The sequence below is a fragment of the Sphingomonas sp. 66-10 genome, assembly GCF_001897045.1.
Classification (GTDB): Bacteria; Pseudomonadota; Alphaproteobacteria; order Sphingomonadales; family Sphingomonadaceae; genus Sphingomonas; species Sphingomonas lycopersici.
In genome coordinates this window covers 1,249-17,006 of sequence record NZ_MKRR01000010.1, presented here as the reverse complement: position 1 = coordinate 17,006, position 15,758 = coordinate 1,249, and the positions used below count along the sequence as shown (strand labels likewise).

The window sequence follows — 15,758 nt, the reverse complement described above, 5'->3', positions numbered from 1 at the left end:
CCAGAAATCGACCACGACCGGCAAGGTCCCAAGCCGCATCAAGCGGTCGAAGGCCCCGGTATCGATCGCGACTGGCTTGCCGCTGAACAACGGTTTCCCACACTTTCCGCACAAGGGCGTTTCGCGCAATCGTTCGAGCGGGACCCGGTTTGCAGTGGCGCATGCCGGGCAGATGACGATTTCGGATTCGGCCATTTCCACCCTCCAGAAACGATGATGAGCCGCGCGTTACCGATCTGTCCTGGTCTGTTTAACACTACCGGCAGCCTGGTGGCACCGCGGACTCCCCTTGGCATTGACACTCCATCCGGATTTTCCTGGGGTTCAGGGCAATTTGCCTTCTCGCTCGCTTGCATCGTCGTGGGGCGCGAATTTGCGCCAGTTGATCTGCGTGAGGCCGGCCAGCAGCAAGATCATGCCGACCTGAAGCGCGATGCCCCAGGGGCTGGTGAGCGAATTGGCGAACGCATCGCCTAGCGATGTGCCGCGTAACGTCTTGGCCGAGGCGGCGTAGACCGAATAGGAAATCAGGCGTCCGGCAAAGAACGCCGCGGTGAACCCCAGGAGGCGGATTCCCGCCAGCCCCGCCGCTTCAAAAAGCTGCGCGGACGGGAGCGGCGAGAGCGCGAAAAGCCCGAGCCCAACGATCACGCCGCGCTGGCGATGTTCGAGCGCTTCGCGGGCACCCTCGAGATTGTCCTTCAATCTTTTGGGCAGTCGCCCGCGCAGGAACCGAAAGCCATGCGCCAGCGCCAACCGGCCGCACGCTGCGGCAGCAGCGCTGATCACCACGATTGCGGCGGTCGGTACATCGCTATTGAGGCCGTAGAATACGATGATCGACCAGGTCGGCGGTCCGAACGCGGGGAGAAGGTTGATCCCGAACACGATCAAAAAGAGAAGAACAGCAGCAATCATGGCACCTGCGATCGCCCGCCTGGAACGGCAGCGTCAATCCGAATTTCTGCGAGCGTGACCGCCCGCGCCCCGGGAGAATGCCCAGAGCAGATCAAAATCACGAACGAGCGCCCGTTCCTGCCGGAACGAGCGCAACGAATGCCACTCCGCCCAGTGCTGCAAACGCGGCCCCGTAGAGAAACACGCTGGCGTGACCTAGGCGATCCCATAGCAGGCCGCCGACCAGCCCTGCGATCAATCCAGAGAGGCCGATCGCTGCACTGTACCAGCCGATTCCGCTGGCACGCAGATGGTCAGGCACCAGATCGCTGACCAGAGCCTTGCCAACAGCGCGAAAAATCCCCTGAAAGGCGCCGTACAGGACGAAGAGGGCCGCAGCCCAGCCGAGGCCCGGGGTGAACGCGAAGCCGAGGTAGGTAAGGAAGAAGATCGCATAGGCGCCGATCAGCAATTCGCGGCGACCAACGCGATCGGCGATCGCGCCGGCCGGATAAGACACCAGCGCGGCGACGAGGTTGAACCCGGCGTAGATCAGCACCGTCGTAACGAGCGACGCGCCGAGCTCGCGCGTCTTGAGGATCAGGAACGCGTTGCTCGAATTGCCGATGCCAAACACGAGCGTCGCGACGAGGTAGCGCCGGTACGGACCGGGCAGGTGCGACAGGCTGACCTCGATTTTTGCCTTGGCCTGCACCTCGGCGGCGCGCTCACGCACAAGCATGACCGTCGCGAACGCCAGCAAGCCGGGAAATATCGCGAGGAAGAAGATCATCCGGAGTTCGATATGGAGCAGCAGCAACAGCCCAACGGTGATCAGCGGCCCCAGAAATGCACCGAGATTGTCACCGACACCCTCGAGCCCGAACGCGCGGCCGCGGCTTGCCCTGTCGGCCGAGGCTGCGATCAGCGCATCGCGCGGTGCCGAGCGCACTCCGGTGCCAAGCCGATCGAGAAATCGCGCGCCCAGGACGCCCTGCCAGGCGCTCGAGGCGCCGATCAATGGCTTGGCGAGCGCCGCCACCGCATAGCCGGCCAGCGCAATTGGTTTGCGGCGTTGCAACCTGTCCGAAAGGCTACCCGAAACCCCCTGGATCAAATTCTGCGCGCCGGTCGCCACGCCTTCGATCACGCCCACCACGAGGCCGGTCGCGCCGAGCGTTTGTGTCAGATAGATCGGCAGGACCGGATAGAGCATCTCGGTCGAGATATCGGTGAACAGGCTCGCGAGTGCGAGCAGCCAGCTGTCGCGGGTGAGGCCTTTGAACTTCGAGGCAATTCGAGGTTGGCTCATGCTCTCCCGATCATACGTCGCTACCGCCGGCTTTCGATCGCCAGCATTGAGTGAACATCTGCTGGCCAGGCAGATTTGCGATCGGGCGCTTCCAACATCGCCCGGCTCCGTGGAAACCCGATCACGCTAAATGCTCGTGCCAACCAACCGTCCGATCCCGGCCGTAATCGCCATCGCCAGAGCGCCCCAGAATACGACCCGCATAACCGGCTTCCAAGGTTGGGCGCCGCCCGTCGTTGCGCCAATCGCGCCGAGAAGCCCAAGAAACAGGATCGTCCCTGCCGCTTCGCCGATCACGATCATTGGCACAGGCAGCACCGCCGCCAGCAGGAGGGGCAGCAACGCGCCTGCAGTGAAGGTGATCGCTGATGTAACGGCAGCGACGATCGGACGGGCGGCGGTCAGGTCGGTGATGTGCAGCTCGTCGCGGGCGTGGGTCTCAAGCGCATTGAAGGCCGTCATCTGCTCGGCGACGGCGCGGGCGGTAGCCTGGTCGACACCGCGGGACACATAGATATGGGTCAACTCGTCGAGTTCCGCGGCGGGGAAGGTTGCCAGTTCATGTCGTTCTTTAGCCAGGTCGGCATGCTCAGTGTCAGCTTGCGAGCTTACCGACACATATTCACCAGCGGCCATCGACATCGCCCCTGCCACCAGTCCCGCGACGCCCGCGACAAGCAATGCCGGGCGAGCGGCACCGGATGCCGCCACGCCCAGGATCAGGCTTGCCGTCGATACAATCCCGTCGTTTGCTCCAAGGACGGCAGCACGCAGCCAGCCGATCCTTGACACGAGATGCTGTTCCCGATGCGTCCTCATTCGGCGGCTTCCCTCTTATGTCGGCGTCACGCCGAGACCCTGAAGGCATAAGGGCCTCTCAAACGCCGGGGATATCGGGAATAATACGAAAGTTGCCCGCGATCGATGGCGCAATGGCGCGCCAATTGCCTCGACGCACTCGATGGCGCCATCAGGGCGGCGGAGCGTCCCGCTGCCTCCGCCGAAGACGGTCGATCGATCCTCGCGCGATGGCCCGTCACCACAGCAGCCGGAAAGATCGAACGCGACGCGAAGATCAGCGTTATACGGTTCTGATCGGAGGTTCGGATGGGTCGCAAATGCCCTGGACGAGGCGAGCGCCAGGCGGTTCTTGATCACTATCGCAAGCTTAAGATGGCCCGCTCGGTGCACAATTTCGTGCGCGGCGCGGTCGCCGATTTCTACCACTGGCTCGACGAAGCCCCTGCGACCATCCCTGATCTCCCGCCGGTCTGGATCTGCGGCGACTGCCATCTTGGCAATCTCGGACCGGTCGCTGATGCAACTGGCCGCGTCGACATTGAGATCCGCGATCTGGATCAGAGCGTCATCGGCAATCCCGCTCATGATCTCCTGCGTCTCGGACTGTCGCTGGTCACCGCGGCGCGCAGTTCGGTCCTGCCCGGGGTCGCAACATCAAGAATCGTCGACGCTTTGGCGTCGGGCTATCGCGATGCGCTCGCCCTTCGCCCGCCACCGGGCGAACCGGCGGCGGTCCGGCTGGTTCGGAAGCGCGCAGTTGGGCGCCATTGGCACGATCTCGTCAAAGAGCGCACCGAAGGGCGCGGCGAACACCTTCCGCGGGGTAAACGCTTCTGGGACCTCGGTCCGCGCGAAGTTCGCGCGGTCGAGGACATGCTCGAACATCCCGGCGTCCGATCAAAGGCGATGTCGCTCACCCATCCCGGGATCGACGATATCCGGGTCGTCGACGCCGCTTATTGGCGCAAGGGATGCAGCTCCGTCGGTTTCTTGCGGGTCGCAATATTGCTTGGGCTCACCGACAATGTGCACCGCCGAAATCTGCGGGCGCTGGTCGACGTAAAACAAGCGATTGAGCCGGTTGCCCCGACGAAATGCCCGCTGCCGGACGATCAGGCGATCCGTATCGTTACTGGTGCCTGTGCCCTCGCGCCCAACCTCGGTGAGCGCATGATCGCGACGGAGTTGCTCGGGAAACCGATCGTCATCCGCGAGCTCAAGCCGCAGGACCTGAAGCTTGAGATCGACCAGTTCACCAAGCGCCAGGGGATCAGAGCGGCGGCATATCTCGGCTATCGCGTCGGCCACGCCCACGCGCGCCAGCTTACGGCCGATGGACGCCGCGATCTGGGCCGCGCATTCAGTGCCGGGGCTGACGAACGCGCACCCGACTGGTTCTGGCGCGCAATTGTCGATCTCGCTGCCCGCTCCGAGGCGACCTATCTTGCGCATTGCCGCGGGATCGAACTCGGGCAAAGCGCCACATAGTCACAATCGGCTCGCCAGCGCCACCATGCGGCGCTCAAGATCGAAGAGCCAAATGCCGCCAATAACCAGCGGCGTAACAACAACGACCAATCCAATAATGACCACCGGGGATACTCCTTTTATTCCTCCCGCGCTGCGGCGCAGCGTCGAAAATACCCGCGAAGCGCCTTCGGACGCACTTGGCGCATCGAAGCAGGCAGCGTTCACCGCGTAACGCACGTTGCAACCTAATGTCTCCCGTCGGCCGGCGATAAACCCACCTGAATGTGCTCCAACGGGTCAGCTGGACGCTTTGCGTTGCGACACGGCGGACGCCCACCCTTCCGATTTTCCGGAGATTTGCTCAGGCCGGGATCCAGTCAAACTCCTGAACCCGCGTATGGCGGCATCACTCGGCATCCGTTCGTCCGACCAACAGACGATGGCCTCCTCCAGCCATGCGCCGAGCGTCGCGGATCAACCGCCTGACGCGTGACCTGAGCGAATCCGAGGCAACGCGCCAATCCTTCGGAACGCGCTCGTTGCCGAAAAGGCGCAGCGCAATGTCGCGCTGCGATGCCCCGGCGACGAGCGCATCATGAACCCTCAGCAGGTCGATGTGCCGGTCGAGCCTGAGGTCGCGCGGGAAAAGCGCCGGCAGGAAGCGCCCGGTCCTGCATAGCGCGGCAAGCCTGCGCAACGGCATGAGGCGCCTTTCGGTCGTCGAATCGATGACATCCACCATGGAATATTGAAGGAAGACCGGATTCCCGGACGCAAGTGTCCCTTCGGTCACGTCTATCCGAACATGCTGGTAGCCATCGGAAAGGACCGCATGCTCGCGCCCGGACGGGTCGACGGCCAATGTGAGCATCTTTTTGAAGCGCCGCGGATCAAAACTATCCGATCGGTCAGTTGGGAGAGCTCGAACTTCGACCGTACCAGGATCGAGCGTCGCGTCCCAAATAACGCGGGCTCGGATTGCATCACGCCGCGGGTCTTCTGCGAAAGTGGAGGCCCCATATGAGCGGATCATCCTCCCGGCACTGATCGCGGGTCGCGCGACTGGCAGAGGTGTACCAGGCGACATAATCAGGATCGCGCCGCAGCCATTCCCACATCACGCCGGCGCGATCGACCCCTTTCAGGCGGCGGTAAGGTGCCGGATCTTGCCAGTCAGCCACGGCGCCTGACGCGGACAATTACACTATTCCCACGAGGGCTGAGGCGTTCGGCCCGATCAGCGCAATCATCCATTTGCCCGCGGCCGCCAACCCGTTATAGTTGCTGCTCATTCTGGTATCCGACCGCGACGGCTTCAGGAGTCCGCATGCTCGGCTGGATGAACTGGAAAGGACGGCCGGTGGGCATTCGGCGATTTGGGGCGCCGCCATCAGCCGATGTTGGACATGGGCCCCGCGCGCGTCGAAATCGAAGAGTTCATCCAGATTGCTGGGACCGTTGAGGATATCGGGGACCTCGCCCGCTCCCTTGAGCGAATGACTTCTCTCCTGGGCTTCGTCCATTTCGCGGTTACCCAGCATACCGACAGCCCGGTTGCCGACGAGGCCATGATCCGGCTGCATAACTATCCCAAGCAATGGGTCGATTATTTCGACGCCAACCGCCTCGGGCTGTCGGATCCTGTGCATCGCGCCAGCCAGCGCATCGTCGCGGGATTTCGCTGGGAACGATTGCCTCACCTCATCGAGCTGACGCCCGCCGACCGCAAGCTCCTCATGCGCGCGCGCGACTTCGGACTGGCCAATGGCTTTACGGTCCCGGCGCATATCGTCGGCGAGGCAACGGGTTCTTGCACCTTCGCCCTCGGAGCGCGGGGTGCTTTCCCCACGAACGCGCTCGTGGAGGCGCAAATGGTTGGCCTCGCGGCATTCGATGCTGCGCGACGTATCTGGCTTGGAGGAATGAACATGCCGGGACATCATCGCCCCCTCACTGATCGCCAACGCGATTGCCTTATCTGGACCGCGCGCGGAAAAACCGCGTGGGAGACCGCAAGCATCCTCGGAATTCGCGAGGTGACGGTGATCAAGCATCTGACCGATGCCTTGAATCGATATGGCGTGCAGAAGCGGACATCGCTACTGATCCGGACATTGTTCGACGGGACGATCAGCTTCGCCGACATTTTCCGGCGCTGATATTCTCATTTCTTAGAATAGCGCGGCTGCTCGCGCCGGTGCTCCCATCGCGTCCCTATGCATGATGGGAGTTATTCACGATGTTGCACATGAAAAGTGCCGTCGCCGCGCTCGGCGACGAGGCGCTCCGCCAAATGTTCATCGCGCGCAGGGAGGTGTTTGTCGACCTCCTCGGCTGGGATGTTCCAGTCCTTGAGGGACGATATGAGATCGACCAGTTCGACGACGAACACGCTGCCTATCTTATCGTCTCGGGTCCGAACGCCGAACATCTCGCCTCGGCGCGGCTGCTGCCAACCACAAGGCCGCATATCCTCGCCGATCTCTTCGCCCACCTATGCGAGGGCGAGATTCCGCGCGGGCCTGGTATCTTCGAGATCACCCGTTTTTGCCTCGACCGCAGGTTAACCGCCGCCGAGCGCCGGGACGCCCGAAACAAGCTGGTAAGCTCGATCGCCGAATACGGTATCGCCAATGGCATCCACACTTTCACCGGCGTCGCCGAAATGGGCTGGTTGCGTCAGATCCTGGGCTTCGGGTGGCGAAGCCGACCGCTAGGCCGCGCTCAACGCGTTGGCGGAAAGATGCTGGCGGCTCTCGCCATCGACATCGATCGGGAAACCCCCGCCCTTCTGGCCCGGACCGGCATCTATTCGACGCCTCGTCAAGCGGAGGGAACGCGCCATGCTGCGTGACCCGACCAAGACCGTCCCGAGCAATGTGCCTTTCGGCGACCGGGCTGCCCGCCTCGCGCGAGATGGATATTGCATCATATCGCGAGCCGTACCGGCAGGTATGGTGCACCGGCTTGGCGACGATCTGCGGCCTGCGTTCGACGCGACCCCCTTCTGCGAGGGAGGATTTTATGGCGCGCGCACGAAGCGGTTCGGCCGACTTCTCGCGCGCTCGGCGCAGGTCAAGCAGTTCGTGCTGCACCCGCTCGTGCTCGCATTGGTAGAGCAGGCGCTCGGCCCGTGGTGCGATACAATCCAGCTCAACCTGACCCAGGCGATCGCGCTCTATCCGGGCGCCCTGCCTCAGCTTCCGCACCGCGATCAGGATATGTGGCGCGGTGCGATCGGCGAGACCGAGTATCTCGTCAACGTGATGTGGCCGTTCACGGACTATCGCGCCGACAATGGCGCGACGCTGATCTGGCCGCAAAGCCACGGCACTGCGGCGCTGAGCGATCCGCCGCAGATGCAGCCCGTCACCGCCGAAATGCGGCCAGGCGACGCTTTGGTCTTCCTAGGCTCGACCTTGCATGGCGCTGGCGGAAACGATAGCGACGACATCCGCCGTGGCATGATCGTCAGCTACTGTCTTGGGTGGCTCAAGCCCTATGAAAATCAGTGGCTCGCTTATCCGCCGGCCGTTGCCCGCAACTTCTCGCCGGAGCTGGCCGGTCTCGTCGGCTATCGCCAGCACCGCCCCAATCTCGGCAACTACGAGGGGCGCTGCCCGTCGATCCTGCTTGGCGATGAAATTCCCGAGTGGATCGGCGCTATCGATGCGCTGCGACCCGATCAGCAAAGCCTCGTCGAGGCCTATGTCGCCGACCAACGGAGGAGGCCATGAGTGCCGGCGTGACCTCCGAGCGCGTCTACGGCGCGCTCAAATCCAGTCTGCTCTCCGGACACATCCTGCCCGGCGAGCGGCTTGAGCCCAGGAGCTACGCCGAAGCGCTCCAGACCAGCGCTACGCCGGTCCGGGACGCGCTGCACCGCCTCGTGGGCGAATATCTCGTCGAGATGCGCCCTGCCGAGGGATTTCTCGTACCTGCGATGACCGACTCCGGCCTTCGCAGCCTCTACACCTGGCATCTGGACCTTTCGTTGCTCATCGTCCGACGCTGGCCAGGCGATCTTCGACCCAAAATGCCGGACCTGACCGGGACCGATTATGCGGACCGTGCCCGGCGTCTGTTCACCACAATGGCGGTCTATTCCGGCGACATTGAACTTGTCCGGCAAGCCGCCGCCGCCAGTGATCGCCTGGCAACCGCCCGGGTTGCCGAAGCACGGATATTGGCCGATGCTGATCGCGATCTGCGAGGGCTGGCGACTCTGATCAACGCAGCCGATACAAATAAGATCGCTCATTGGTTAGAACATTACCACCAAAATAGAATTAACCTTATTGGACAGATCATCAGAGCATCGATTTCGATATTCTAGATGTATTCATGCTATATTCTTGCCACATTCCTTCTATAACGAAAGTATAATTTTACACTCAATTCTAGCCGCGCATATAATTCTTCCTGTCGCAATTCCGCGACAGAAAGGAGAAGTCACATGGAACGTGATCTTCATGAGGAACTGATCGATCTCGGCGCCGCCTCGGTTGAAACCGAGGGGCCGATCCAGAAGTCGATCGAGTTCGGCGTGGTCGGCAGCCTCCCCGGCATCAGCGACGACGAATGATCGCGCGGCGGGCGAGCCCCTGGCTCGCCCGCATGTCGGGAGGCACAGATGGAAACCCTTCGACTGCGGACAGGGATATCGCACCGCACCTTTGCGGACTGCGCGATCATCCTCGATATCGACCGCGACCGCTACTGGCGCGTGGGACGCGATCTCGCGATGGGGCTCGATTGGATCGCCGGTCGCCGCGCCGGCCCCATCGCGCCCGAAACATGCAGCCGGCTCGATGACCTGCAGCTTACGGAGCGAGCTATTACATCGCGAACTCTTCAGCCGGACGACCTTCCGCCTGCGAAAGCCAGCGCTGCGGAGGGCGGGATCGCCGATGATGGTTGGCGAATCGCCGCGGCCATCGAGGTCGGCCTTTTATGCGCCGAGGCGAGGTTGGTCGTTCGTTCGCGTCCTCTCAAATCAATTATCGACCGACTGCGATCTGCCCGCGGACGAGCGCTGAAGCGAAGCAAGGGAAACATAATCCCGCTCGCAAAAGCATTCGAGCATCACCGGGGACTCGTTCCGCTTCCGCGGAAATGCCTGCCGGACTCGCTTGCATTTCTTGCGTTTGCCGCCCGCCGCGCGCACTTTCCCCACCTGGTCTTCGGAGTCGAAGCCTGGCCGTTCGCGGCGCATTGCTGGGTTCAATCCGCTGATGTCGTCCTCAACGACGCGCTTGATCACGCTCGATCTTTCTCGCCGATCCTGACGGTATGATAGGCCCGGCCTATCTCGCGGTCATCGACCCCCAGCAATCCGGCAGGGGTAGCTCCTCAATCGCCGATGCGCAGGCACAATTCGGGCTGGCGCTCGCCTATGAGGGACCGGCGCTTGTTATTCTCTCGACGCCTGGCTCACCTGTGCGCGCGATCGGCCGGATTGGAGCGGTCATCGGCACGCTGTTCGACCAGGCCGGATCGCCGGTCGAACGCGCACTCGGCCCGAACCTCGAGGCCACCGAGGCGCGCGCATTGATCGACCATTTCTGGGGTGATTATCTCGCGCTCGCGGCGCATCCCGGCTCCAAAACGGTGACGGTGCTACGCGCGCCAGCAGGGCGGCTGCCCGCCTACCGCACGCGCCAGGGATGCGTTACCTATTATGCTTCGCATATCGATCTTCTGTCAGGCCTGGAGCTGATTTCGCCCGCGATCGACTGGGGGTTCGTCGCGCATCGGCTGGCCTTCCCGCACCTGCCGAATGAAACCACGGGACTTCACTGCGTCGAGGAACTCCTGCCCGGCAATTTCGTACGTGAATATGGTCGCGCCGGTGACGCCGAAAGCCTCTGGTCACCTTGGACTTTCGCCAGCCCAGACCGACAAATCCGATCGTTCGCGAAGGCGACCGCGAACGTTCACGATGCCGTGGTCAGCGCGACCTCGGCGCTTACCTGCGGGCGTGGCGGGCTGTTGCTCGAGCTTTCGGGCGGCCTCGATTCCTCGATCATCGCCGCGTCGCTCGCGGAAAACGGCCGTTCGGCGGTGGCTTACAATCTTTCGACATCCGGAAAGGAGGGCGACGAGCGCATTTATGCACGTCAGGTGAGTGAGCATTGTGGTTTCCCGCTCATCGAAGAAATGGCGGAAGGTTCGATCGACCTGACCGCCCCGGTCCGACACGTCACCGCGCGCCCCGCGATGCCGGCGATGCTGAGCATCGTCGACGCGCGCTTCGAGGCAAAGGCGCGGGAACTTCACGTCGACGCTTTTATTGGCGGCATGGGAGGGGATTGCGTATTTTGTTCGCTCGGCAGCGCGGCACCGGCAACAGACGCATGCCTGGCGCTCGGTCCGGGCACGCGTCTGTTCGCGACATTGGGCAACGTAGCGCGGGTCCACAATAGCAATGTCTGGACCGTCGTGCGGCTCATGATGCGCCAGTTGGTCCGGCGACGATCACATCGTGGGTGGCGCAGAGACGATACTTTCCTGCACCGGCCTTCGCTGCCCACGAGGTTCAGGGAACACTCGTGGCTCATCGAGCCCGACAATGCCCTTCCCGGTAGCCGGGCACATATCCAGCAAATCCTCGGGGCAAGCGCGCATCTCGACGATTATGGCCGGAACCATGCCGCCCCGTCACTTTTTCCGCTCCTGACCCAACCCGTGATAGAAGCCTGCCTCGCCACCCCATCGTGGTTATGGGTTGAGGGTGGCCAAAACCGTGCGGCCGCCCGGGCAGCCTTCAGGGGCCGGCTTCCCGATGCCATACTCGACCGACGCACTAAGGGCGGTATGGAAGCTTTTTGCGCGCGGACGTTTGAGGCCAACCGCGACCGGCTCAGGCCCTTCCTTCTCGATGGACTTCTCGCACAAGCTGGCTTGCTCGACCGTGCCAGTATCGACGCCTATCTGACACGGCCGTTCACCAATCGAGACAGCCAATTCTACTCGATACTGCCGATCGCAGATATGGAAGCATGGGCGCGCGGCGTGATCGGATCAGCGTGATGCCGTTTCCTTCATCGCGTTCCAGCGCCGGTATTGATCGGCCTTGGCCGGATCGGGATCGACATAGCCTTGAAGCCAGAAACGGAACCAGTCGAGGTTGCGTTCATAGATCGCGAGCTTGTGCCGCGGCTGGTATTTGACGTGAGTCTCATAGGGGAACGCCCGCAACTCGACCACTTTTCCCTCACGACTTAGCCGAGCGGCAAGTTCGACATTCGAGCGAAATTCGGACTCAGGAAGCTGCATCAGGAGAGGCGCATTGATCGCATCGGTCATCAGTTCGGGCGCGATCAGCTTCCAGCGCTCTGGCGTTTCCTCCTGCGTTCCGAGGCCCCAGACCTTGCGAAGCATGTCGGGCACTTCTCGCCCCGCCATCGAGCCCAACCAGTAATATGTGTGTGAAAACAGCACATTCGCAACCGACAGCGCCGCGAGTCTGGATGTACGGGTCGCCATCCACATTGTTACCTCGCCACCGAAACTCATCCCGCCCATCCCGACGCGCAGGGGATCGGCGATACGGTGGGCGACCAGCAGGTCGATGGCGGCGGTGATACCCGCTTGCGCAATGCGATATTCCCCGACCTGGTCCCCCGGACCAACGACGGTCGGCGCGCGGTTGATGCAAAGGACCGCGATGCCCGAAGCGGCCAGCTGGCGCAGCGGAAATTCGTCAGCGGTCCCCCCGCGCAGATATCCGTCGCACACATAATAAGTGACGAACAGCGGCGCCGGACCACGTTGATGCGGCGGCATCATCAATTGGCCGGCGAACCGCCGACCGTCAGCCGCGGTCCATGAAAGCGACGCAAATTTCTGGAGTTCCGCCCGCTCCAGGTCGCGGTCGGGATTGGCCAGCGTCGTCAGTTTGCCGGTGGCAAGATCGACGCGTACGAGCCGCGGTGGCGTATCCGCCGCAGCCATCACGCAATAAGCGGCGCGCAGATCGACGGCACAGCTTTGCTGCTCGTCGCGCCCACCGTTCCAGCGCCCGACGCCGCCGGCGATGCCCCGTACTTTCCCGGTGGTGATCGACCATAGGTAAAGGGTCTGCTCCGCGCCTATGTCGGTCGTCGTGAACAGCAGACCGTCCGCACTTCCCTGCCAGGTCACGCGGCTGATATTGAGATCGCAAGGTGCGGCGCTGCAGGTAATCACCTTCCCGTTCGGGCGACGGATTTCAAGAATCCTTCGCAAACCATCCCCGAGCACATAGGCATCCCCCCGCTGGTCACCCGACGCCGCCTTGTCCTTGATCATCCGACTGCCGAGTTTCGCAAACACGTCCTCCGGGATTTTCAGGAGGCCGATTTCCGGGGGTGTCGCGTCCCGTTGAACGCGAGTTGCGAGATCGATGTTGCGGTAGCTCGGCGTCCGATCGGCGAGGACGCCGCCATGCATGAACCAGCCGCCATGAAGGCGGTCGGTCGCCAAACGTCCTTCGATGCGCCAGCCGCGATAAAGCTGACGCAATGGATCGACCTTGTTGTCGATCAGCACCCCGGCGTCATATTCGGCTTCTTCCGCGCGCACGATCTCCGCCCGCGTAGCGCCAGTGGAATAGACCAGGGTCCGGCCATCCTTCGAGAGTGCAAAGCTTTCCACATTGGCGGGATCCGAAGTGATCTTCTCCGGCTCCTCCCCGGCAACCGAAGCCCGCCAGACCTGAATCTCGCCATTGCTGATGCGACGATAGAGAATCGCGGACGAGTCCAGCATCCACACCGGAGGCTCCGAATTAATCATGCCGTTCGGCCATTCGCCCTCGCCGGCGTCTGCAATTCGGCGTGGTGGTGCCGAGCCGTCTGTGGGGACTACATACCAGTCGAGGCGGTAATTGTTATTGGCGAGCGAGCCTTGTTCCGAGCGATAGACGACCTTTGATCCATCGGGGGAGACCGCGACGCTCGAGATATCGGTCATCTCAATTAGCTGAGCGAGCGTCGGCGCGCGGTCGCCAGTCCCGTTCGCAGCGACCAGCGCAAGCGCTAGGAGGGACGCGCTCACCACGACTTCACCAGCTGGAGCGCAATCATCCGCCCGATCGGGCTTGCGTTCTCTGGATCGAACCCCGACGCTGAATAGAGCGTCGCATTCTGCACATAGGGCGGTTGGCGATTGAATAGGTTGGTGGCGCTGACCGAAAGCCGCGTTCCCTTGATCCAATGGTCGAGATCGTAGCCGACCTGCACATCGACCGCGGCATAACTGGTGACGGGCTGCGCCGGGGTCACCACGGTGTTGCGATAGCCGTTGATGAAATTGACGAACGCGGCAGCGTTCCATTTTCCTTCGGCTACAGTCAGCCTGCCGCGCAGGCGCAGATCGACGGGATTGCCGATCGTCGAAACTGTCTCCGCCTGCGCCGCGGTCGGGGTGATGCGCTGACGGGCATGAATGATCCACGAACCGCTGACCCCGGCAGCAATGTTGGCGCCGCCTAACTTCGATGCATAACCAATGTCGAAGTCGATCCCGTTCATATGAAGCGACGAGAGGTTGCCATTGCGCCCGTCGAGGATGACCTGAATCGAACTGATCGGAATCCCATAGGGGTTATGAAAATTGGGATCACGGACATAGCTGTCGATCAGCGCCGCCGTCGGGTGATCGTTGATCAGCGCCTGATAGACGGAGCGATTGGTGAGGAACGATGCATAGTCGATCCCGACATTGCCGAGCCGATCCTTGTAGGTGATGTTGAAATAGCTGAGGTCGACCTTGAGCCCGCGAAGGCGCTCAGGCGCGAAGGTTGCGCCGACCACCCAGGTATCGGCGCGTTCAGGTCCAAGGTGCGGATTGGCGCCAAACAATGCCAGCGCGTTAGTTATACCCGTTGGCGCCGCCGGATCGGGCACCGCGACCGGCGCGTAGAAGGTGGAGCCGGGACCGGGGCGGATGTCGAGGAAGCTTGGCGCGCGGAATGACGCACCCCAGGTCGCGCGCAGGGCAAGACCTCCCCCAAGCTTCCAGGTCGCGCCGATCCGCGGATTCGTCGTCGTGCCAAAGTCGCTATAATGTTCGACACGCGCCGCGACCGAGAGGTCCAGCGCCTCGACAAACGGGATGTTCAGTTCCGGACCAATGAACGGCAGCGACAGCTCGCCGTACCCGGCATGGACGGTACGCGACATCGGGAATCCGTCGGAGCCGCCATCAACCGGTTGCGCTGAGAGATAATAGAGCATTGTATGGGAATCATAGCTTTCGCCACGGACTTCTCCGCCGATCGCCATCCGCGCATCGCCACCTGGCAAGTGGAATAACGGGCCATCGAATTTCAGCGACGCCGATTTGACCCGGGAGGACCCCAATGTTTCGTACCAGCCGCGCACCCGATCGATGGTCGCCTTGGGCGTGAAGGACCCATCGCCGAAAACGTTGAAGGCTGTCGCAGGGTCGGGGTCGGCGAGCGCCTGGCCGAGGTAGTAATAATTGGGGACGTTTGTGGTCCAATTGTCCTCGCGCTGATATCCGTAGGAACCATGGAGATCGGCGCGCCATTGGCCGATGGTCGCTTCGAGCCCGGCATTCACGCTCCATGCCCGAGCCGTTGCCCGAATCCGCTCGGCCCCGAAATCCTTCGTAAAATCGTAGTTGACGGTGACGGGCTGTCCCGTGCCGATTGGATCGACGTAGAATGGGTTGCTCGGCGACACGACGGTCAGGCCGAAATTATCGGGCACGGGCCGGAATTCTGAGACGCGGTTGGCGAAAAAGCCCTGAGCAGTGAAGCGTAGCCATGGCGCCAGCGTTTGCGACAATGATGCGAAAACCGTGTGCCGGTCGACGCTGGGCAACAGGTCGGAATTGGCACGTCCGTCGGCCAGATTGGGCTGACCCGGCAGCAGTTGCGCGGGCGTCAGATGCCGCCCGTCCTGGCCCGCCGGAATGCCGTAAGTTGATCCATCCGCCGCGATGATGGTGCCCGGATTGGCAAAATTCTTGCGATAATCGGGTCCTCCAAAGGGGCGCAGGTCCTCTGTGGCATAGCGCCGATCGGCAGCAGCGAGGTTGCCGCGATGATAATATTCGTAACCGAGCGTGATGCCGCCTGTCTTCCAACCGAGACCAACCAGCTGGCTCGCCTGGACCTCATTGAAGCCATCGGCCGCGCCGAACCGCGCGCGGCTCTCGGCGCCGCGAAAATCGTCACGAAGTTTGACGTTGACGACGCCAGCAACCGCGTCCGAACCATAGATTGCCGAGGCCCCATCTGCCAGTACCTCGATCCGCTCGATCGCCG

16 protein-coding genes and 1 pseudogene are annotated in these 15,758 nt (G+C 62.4%); 8 read left to right on the top strand and 9 right to left on the bottom strand.

Features of this window, described 5'->3' with window-relative positions:
* From BGN95_RS27070 to BGN95_RS01540, 4 genes and pseudogenes are all read right to left on the bottom strand, one after another.
* A pseudogene (locus BGN95_RS27070) lies at window positions 1–195 on the bottom strand (thiol reductase thioredoxin); the annotation flags it as partial.
* Between the two features lie 129 nt (window positions 196–324).
* Window positions 325–918, bottom strand: a complete 594-nt coding sequence (locus BGN95_RS01550; RefSeq protein WP_286771415.1) for a hypothetical protein — start codon at window positions 916–918, stop codon at window positions 325–327.
* 97 nt (window positions 919–1,015) lie between these two features.
* Entirely contained in the window at window positions 1,016–2,209 is a 1,194-nt protein-coding gene (locus BGN95_RS01545) for an MFS transporter (RefSeq protein ID WP_286771414.1), read from the bottom strand.
* Window positions 2,210–2,335: 126 nt separating this feature from the next.
* Window positions 2,336–3,028 carry a VIT1/CCC1 transporter family protein gene (locus BGN95_RS01540; RefSeq protein ID WP_286771413.1) on the bottom strand — a complete coding sequence of 231 codons (693 nt, stop codon included), beginning with the start codon at window positions 3,026–3,028 and terminating at the stop codon, window positions 2,336–2,338.
* 288 nt (window positions 3,029–3,316) lie between these two features.
* Here BGN95_RS01540 and BGN95_RS01535 point away from each other — a divergent pair, with 288 nt between their 5' ends.
* A complete protein-coding gene (locus BGN95_RS01535) occupies window positions 3,317–4,498 on the top strand; it encodes a DUF2252 family protein (RefSeq protein ID WP_286771412.1) in 1,182 nt (393 codons plus the stop codon).
* On the opposite strand, the gene BGN95_RS01530 is transcribed toward BGN95_RS01535, so the two are convergent.
* The 3 genes from BGN95_RS01530 to BGN95_RS27065 form a co-directional block, all read right to left on the bottom strand.
* The gene (locus tag BGN95_RS01530) at window positions 4,499–4,717 is read right to left on the bottom strand and encodes a hypothetical protein (protein WP_286771411.1); all 219 of its coding nucleotides are present in this window, start codon (window positions 4,715–4,717) and stop codon (window positions 4,499–4,501) included. It lies immediately after the preceding gene.
* Window positions 4,718–4,886: 169 nt separating this feature from the next.
* Window positions 4,887–5,342 (bottom strand): DUF2285 domain-containing protein, encoded by a 456-nt coding sequence (locus tag BGN95_RS01525; RefSeq protein WP_286771410.1) that lies wholly within the window; start codon window positions 5,340–5,342, stop codon window positions 4,887–4,889.
* Between the two features lie 121 nt (window positions 5,343–5,463).
* Window positions 5,464–5,661, bottom strand: coding sequence for a transcriptional regulator domain-containing protein (locus tag BGN95_RS27065; RefSeq protein WP_353744656.1), 198 nt, complete (start codon window positions 5,659–5,661; stop codon window positions 5,464–5,466).
* 225 nt (window positions 5,662–5,886) lie between these two features.
* Between BGN95_RS27065 and BGN95_RS01520 the strand changes: the two genes are divergently transcribed.
* From BGN95_RS01520 to BGN95_RS01490, 7 genes are all read left to right on the top strand, one after another.
* Complete coding sequence (locus BGN95_RS01520; protein ID WP_286771409.1) at window positions 5,887–6,639, top strand: helix-turn-helix transcriptional regulator; 753 nt, start codon at window positions 5,887–5,889, stop codon at window positions 6,637–6,639.
* Window positions 6,640–6,719: 80 nt separating this feature from the next.
* Window positions 6,720–7,334 carry an acyl-homoserine-lactone synthase gene (locus BGN95_RS01515; protein WP_286771408.1) on the top strand — a complete coding sequence of 205 codons (615 nt, stop codon included), beginning with the start codon at window positions 6,720–6,722 and terminating at the stop codon, window positions 7,332–7,334.
* A 100-nt stretch (window positions 7,335–7,434) separates the two neighbouring features.
* The gene (locus BGN95_RS01510) at window positions 7,435–8,217 is read left to right on the top strand and encodes a phytanoyl-CoA dioxygenase family protein (RefSeq protein ID WP_353744654.1); all 783 of its coding nucleotides are present in this window, start codon (window positions 7,435–7,437) and stop codon (window positions 8,215–8,217) included.
* A complete protein-coding gene (locus BGN95_RS01505) occupies window positions 8,214–8,816 on the top strand; it encodes a GntR family transcriptional regulator (RefSeq protein WP_286771406.1) in 603 nt (200 codons plus the stop codon). The genes BGN95_RS01510 and BGN95_RS01505 overlap by 4 nt, the downstream gene beginning before the upstream one ends.
* Before the next feature lie 120 nt (window positions 8,817–8,936).
* On the top strand, window positions 8,937–9,065 hold the full coding sequence (locus tag BGN95_RS01500) for a benenodin family lasso peptide (protein ID WP_286771405.1): 129 nt from the start codon (window positions 8,937–8,939) through the stop codon (window positions 9,063–9,065).
* Window positions 9,066–9,113: 48 nt separating this feature from the next.
* Entirely contained in the window at window positions 9,114–9,776 is a 663-nt protein-coding gene (locus tag BGN95_RS01495) for a lasso peptide biosynthesis B2 protein (protein ID WP_286771404.1), read from the top strand.
* Window positions 9,773–11,512: an asparagine synthase-related protein gene (locus tag BGN95_RS01490; protein ID WP_286771403.1), complete on the top strand. Its 1,740-nt coding sequence runs from the start codon at window positions 9,773–9,775 to the stop codon at window positions 11,510–11,512. The genes BGN95_RS01495 and BGN95_RS01490 overlap by 4 nt, the downstream gene beginning before the upstream one ends.
* On the opposite strand, the gene BGN95_RS01485 is transcribed toward BGN95_RS01490, so the two are convergent.
* Together BGN95_RS01485 and BGN95_RS01480 are read right to left on the bottom strand one after the other, a co-directional pair.
* A complete protein-coding gene (locus BGN95_RS01485; RefSeq protein WP_286771402.1) occupies window positions 11,504–13,519 on the bottom strand; it encodes an Atxe2 family lasso peptide isopeptidase in 2,016 nt (671 codons plus the stop codon). The two genes, BGN95_RS01490 and BGN95_RS01485, sit on opposite strands and share 9 nt — an antisense overlap.
* The coding region (locus BGN95_RS01480) for a TonB-dependent receptor domain-containing protein (protein ID WP_286771401.1) at window positions 13,516–15,758 on the bottom strand (2,243 nt) is incomplete at its 5' end. The genes BGN95_RS01480 and BGN95_RS01485, both read right to left, overlap by 4 nt.